6 protein-coding genes are annotated in these 4297 nt (G+C 49.5%); 2 read left to right on the top strand and 4 right to left on the bottom strand.

Annotated elements, in window-relative coordinates; genetic code table 11:
* Window positions 1–200 precede the first annotated feature (200 nt).
* The 3 genes from MHN01_RS18145 to msrP form a co-directional block, all read right to left on the bottom strand.
* The gene (locus MHN01_RS18145; RefSeq protein ID WP_239412628.1) at window positions 201–848 is read right to left on the bottom strand and encodes a hypothetical protein; all 648 of its coding nucleotides are present in this window, start codon (window positions 846–848) and stop codon (window positions 201–203) included.
* A gap of 176 nt (window positions 849–1024) precedes the next feature.
* Window positions 1025–1660, bottom strand: a complete 636-nt coding sequence (gene msrQ, locus MHN01_RS18140) for a protein-methionine-sulfoxide reductase heme-binding subunit MsrQ (protein ID WP_239412627.1) — start codon at window positions 1658–1660, stop codon at window positions 1025–1027.
* A 31-nt stretch (window positions 1661–1691) separates the two neighbouring features.
* Window positions 1692–2708, bottom strand: a complete 1017-nt coding sequence (gene msrP / locus MHN01_RS18135) for a protein-methionine-sulfoxide reductase catalytic subunit MsrP (protein WP_239412626.1) — start codon at window positions 2706–2708, stop codon at window positions 1692–1694.
* Window positions 2709–2865: 157 nt separating this feature from the next.
* Between msrP and MHN01_RS18130 the strand changes: the two genes are divergently transcribed.
* Together MHN01_RS18130 and MHN01_RS18125 are read left to right on the top strand one after the other, a co-directional pair.
* Window positions 2866–3282: a hypothetical protein gene (locus MHN01_RS18130; RefSeq protein ID WP_239412625.1), complete on the top strand. Its 417-nt coding sequence runs from the start codon at window positions 2866–2868 to the stop codon at window positions 3280–3282.
* Between the two features lie 68 nt (window positions 3283–3350).
* Window positions 3351–3833 (top strand): hypothetical protein, encoded by a 483-nt coding sequence (locus tag MHN01_RS18125; protein ID WP_239412624.1) that lies wholly within the window; start codon window positions 3351–3353, stop codon window positions 3831–3833.
* Here MHN01_RS18125 and MHN01_RS18120 read toward each other — a convergent pair.
* The coding region (locus MHN01_RS18120; protein WP_239412623.1) for a cupin domain-containing protein at window positions 3830–4297 on the bottom strand (468 nt) is incomplete at its 5' end. The genes MHN01_RS18125 and MHN01_RS18120 overlap by 4 nt on opposite strands.

Raw genomic sequence — 4297 nt, 5'->3', positions numbered from 1 at the left:
ACATGGCTGCGATGGTGGGCATGGTGTAACGAACAAAGAGCCGGAAGATAGAGTCATTCCGCAGCGATAAGTGAGAAGCCGTGCTGGATGCTGTCATGTAACGTCTTATTCAACAAAAATATAACACTGAAGGTGCCGCTATAGTAAAGGATAAGTGCGATTTGAGTTATCGCAGCGATCACTATATTGGCTATCGTTCGCTATTGAAGTTGATAGTAAGCCGTGAGAAGAAGGTATCGATGCACGGTTTTATTACTGCCGTTGCGCTTGAGCGGATGGTGGATCTGATGTTGCCCTCCAGATAACAAGTATTGTTGCTGCAGGCAGTGGGGCAGGGTGTTGGTACATTCTTGAAGGCGGATTCCATCGGCCAGATAATCATTGATGTTGACGGGTAACTGGCCAAGCCACCAGGCAGGAATTTCTTTGCTGGCCTTGCTGCGGTCAAACCAATGGTCGGATACGATCAGCAGGTGATGTTGTTTGTTCTCATCGATTTGCTGGCAGGCAGTATTGACAGATTGAACCAGTGCTTCACGGCGAGCCAGATTGGCACTGACCAGGCGGTGGGCAATAATCCACAAGTTAAATTCGGCGGTCTCAATACGAAAGATTGGTTGTTCAAGCGCATCACCTTGATGACATTGGTGCAGTTCGGCGGGAATATCGGCTTTATTTAGCGTCGATAAAATCCGACGGCACAAGGTTTTGCCCAAGTGGTTTCCACGCATTCCCCGGTTATGAACTGTTGGATAATGTTGCTCGCACAACTGCAAGCAGTCAGCCTTGAACTGATGAATGCTGACTGAAAGAAGATCACTGACCAAGAACGAAACGCCCCATAACACAATACCACTTGCTCAGCCCGGAATGATGATGTGGTGGATTCCAGACTGATAATACCGACTATCACAAAGCCTAATCGTATCAGAAAAAAACATTTTCCCTTACGGTTTTTCAAGCGTTTAGTGATCAAAGAAGACGCATGATAGCGACTTCTTTGATCTTAGTGACATGTTTGATGTTATGAACGAGTTGACGGGCTGCGGTTGATACTGGTGAATGTCGGTAGCCAGCGTCTGAATGTCTTGTGACGAAATGCCAGTAATATCAATGCGCCAGCAATATAGATAGCCGGTTCGGCAAGACCGGATTTTACTGACCAGTAGTAGTGGATTGGAGCCAGCAGCAACGCCAGATAAACCCAGTTGTGTAGTTTTTGCCATTTCGGCCCGAGCCGCCGTTGCATGCCCTGTGTAGAGGTAACAGCAAGGGCAAACAGGATGAGCCAGCTGATTGCGCCGACAGTCAGATATGGCCGGTCAACGATTTCGCTCGCCAGCAATGAGATGTCGAAGCTGAGATCAAGCGCCAGATAAACCAGCAGATGAATCGCTGCCCAGAAAAAGCTGTACAGGCCAACCAGACGACGGACCTTGACCAGCTGCCCCATTTTAAAACGGCGGGCAATCGGTGAGATAAGCAAGGTAATCATCAGGGTATTCAAGGCTGCCATGCCGGTGAAATGACTCAGTCCCTCGACAGGATCGGCCCCGAGCCCGCCGGTCATTGTCTGGGCTATCATCATGGTTAGAAAGCCCAGGCTTACCAGGTGAATAATGACCTTAAGCACTGTGATATGTCGAGGCGTGATTTTCATTCGCATTGTTCCTCATTATTGCTTTTGCTGACTAGTACTGTTTTCTGAGATCCATGCCTTTGTATAGCCCGGCCACTTCATCGGTATAGCCATTAAACATCAGCGTTGGCTGACGTCTGCTGCTGAACAAGCTTCCTTCGCCGATGAAGCGCTCACTTGCCTGGCTCCAGCGCGGATGATCGACTTTCGGATTGACGTTGGCATAGAAGCCGTATTCATGCGGTGCGAGGCGGTTCCATGTTGTCGGAGGCTCTTTGTCTGTCAGGGTAATTCGGACAACTGACTTGATGCTCTTAAAGCCGTATTTCCAAGGCACGACCAGGCGGAGCGGAGCGCCATTCTGCGGTGCCAGCGTCTTGCCGTACAGGCCAACCGATATGAGTGCCAGCGGATTCATTGCCTCATCGATTCTGAGCCCTTCGACATAAGGGTAGTCAATCCCGCCACCGAGCCGGCGGGAGGCTTGTCCCGGCATACGTTTGGGATCGTACAGGGTTTCGAATGCAACATATTTTGCCTTGCTCATCGGATTGGCTTTTTTCAGTAACTCCGCCAATGGGAAGCCAATCCAGGGAACGTTCATCGACCAGGCTTCAACACAGCGTAGTCGGTAAATACGCTCTTCAAGAGTGAACTTGCTGAAAATATCTTCGTAGCCCAGGGTGAGCGGGCGGTGTACCAGCCCGTCAATCTCTACGGTCCACGGGTTGGTCTGAAAGTTGGCCGCACGAACAGCGGGATCCGATTTGTCGGTGCCGAACTCATAAAAATTATTGTACTGGAGGATTTTGCTTTCAGGTGTTAGTGAAAGCTTGTTGTCTGAGTACGGTGATGGCTTGGTTACCAACTGGCGGCGGCTGTCTTTGGCTGCGGGCTTGTCTTTACCGGTAAAAGCGTCAAACAGCCCGGCATTGGCTTGTGTGGCGATTGGCATGCCGACAAGGGTGATACCCAGCTTTTTTAAGATGTCGCGGCGCTGGCGATAAACCGACTCTGGTGTGGCATCGCTTTCCTTGAGCGCCCAGCGGGGGGATTTTTTGATTAGCATAGTCTTCCTTTGGCGTAATAAAAATTATTGTAATAGGCTGATGAGAAAGTAGACCTGACAAATCGATACTAAATTTCACAATATTATTCTTTGATTTTATGAAAGAAGAGGTTATGTTGCGCGGTGCAAATGAAACACCTTCGTTTAGGGATTAGGGATGTACAAACGAGCGATATTACTTTCTTCATTATTAGCGTTACCCGTCACGGCCACGGCAGCGGGTTCACCATTGGCTGCAGGCGGCTATGTCGGTAGCCCAACTTCCGGTGTTACAGTTAAGTACCGAGAGGAATTACAATTTTCAGTGGGGCTTGATACATTGAGCCTGACAGCGGATGCATTATGGAATGTCAGTGACCTGAGCCGCGGTACACTGTATTCGCCGTTCTACATCTTTACCGGATTGCAGTGGGTTGATGATGACAAGCATGAATGGGGGCCTAGAGCCGGTGCTGGTTTAGTCATCCCTTACGATAATTTTCACCTGTATGCCGAGGGCGGGCCGACCTGGTACTTGCAGAGCGATTCGAGTATAGAGTTCGAAGGCGCTATCGGGATCAGGGTAAATCTATAATGTCTTGATGAACGTAGTGGTTTTTTTGTGATATAAACTGCTGCGTTTCTCCCAATACCGTATTATCCATGAGTGACTTATACCAATTTCACGCACATCTTGAGCTTCAGCATATCTTCCTTGAAGCGCATGCCGAACGGTTTCACTATCTCAGTACTTTTTTTGAAGGCTATTATTGTTACCGTTATCGGTTGGTTACCCGGCAGGGAAAAGCCGATTGGACACAAATATTTGAACACGGTGTACGTTCCAAAGCAGCCAGCCAGATAGCAGACAGAAAACAGCTGGTACGGGAGCCGCGTTTGCCGTTTGCTGTGCTAACAGGCAAGCTTAAAGAACTGGTGAGAGATGACGAGCTGAACCTTGAGTCCCTTCAGTCTTTGCTTGATGAACACCTTGAATACACTGTCTTGACCCGGGAAGAGTTCCAGAAGCTAAAAGCGGCGGGCCTGACCGAGCGAATGCCTGCAGACTATTATCGCCCGGCGAGCGCTGACTACCAGAACACTGATACCAGGTTCGAGGCTGTTGGGATTAAGCTTCTCGCCTAAAGAGGCAAGTGGCCAGTTTTCATTAGCATCAGGCAGCCGTTTTTTGTCGATGGCTGATGTGAGCTACCTGCAGGGTAGCGGATCCAGGTTCCCCTTTCATAGTGCCCCTGTTCATCATAATAGTCGCCCGACAGAATAAAGATTTCTTCTCCGCCGTCATGCTGGTGGAGAGAAAAAGCAGAATCGGGCTGCCACTTCAATAAAATTGTTTTTTCCTGACCGTACCCGTGCAGCGGCAAGGTCGATAGTCTGTTATCGATTCCGGGCTGCCACATAGCGTTGTGGGTATCAAGGCGAAAAACTTCGGCGTCATGTTCCGGAAACATATTCAGTTTGACATATAGCAGGCAACCACCGTCGCTGCCGGGGGCATGGCAGGAACCCGGTGGGTTACGGATATAGGTTCCGGCGGGGTAGCAGCCGTACTCATCCTGGAAGATGCCGTCGATGACGAATATTTCTTC

This window comes from Photobacterium sp. OFAV2-7, assembly GCF_022347985.1.
Taxonomy (GTDB): domain Bacteria; phylum Pseudomonadota; class Gammaproteobacteria; order Enterobacterales; family Vibrionaceae; genus Photobacterium.
The sequence above is the reverse complement of the archived record's forward strand: the minus strand, read 5'-3'. Positions and strand labels throughout refer to the sequence as shown.

Coding starts and splice junctions, on each gene's coding strand:
- msrQ (WP_239412627.1), bottom strand. CDS start 1,660: ATGAAAATCACGCCTCGACATATCACAGTGCTTAAGGTCATTATTCAC.
- msrP (WP_239412626.1), bottom strand. CDS start 2,708: ATGCTAATCAAAAAATCCCCCCGCTGGGCGCTCAAGGAAAGCGATGCC.
- MHN01_RS18130 (WP_239412625.1), top strand. CDS start 2,866: ATGTACAAACGAGCGATATTACTTTCTTCATTATTAGCGTTACCCGTC.
- MHN01_RS18125 (WP_239412624.1), top strand. CDS start 3,351: ATGAGTGACTTATACCAATTTCACGCACATCTTGAGCTTCAGCATATC.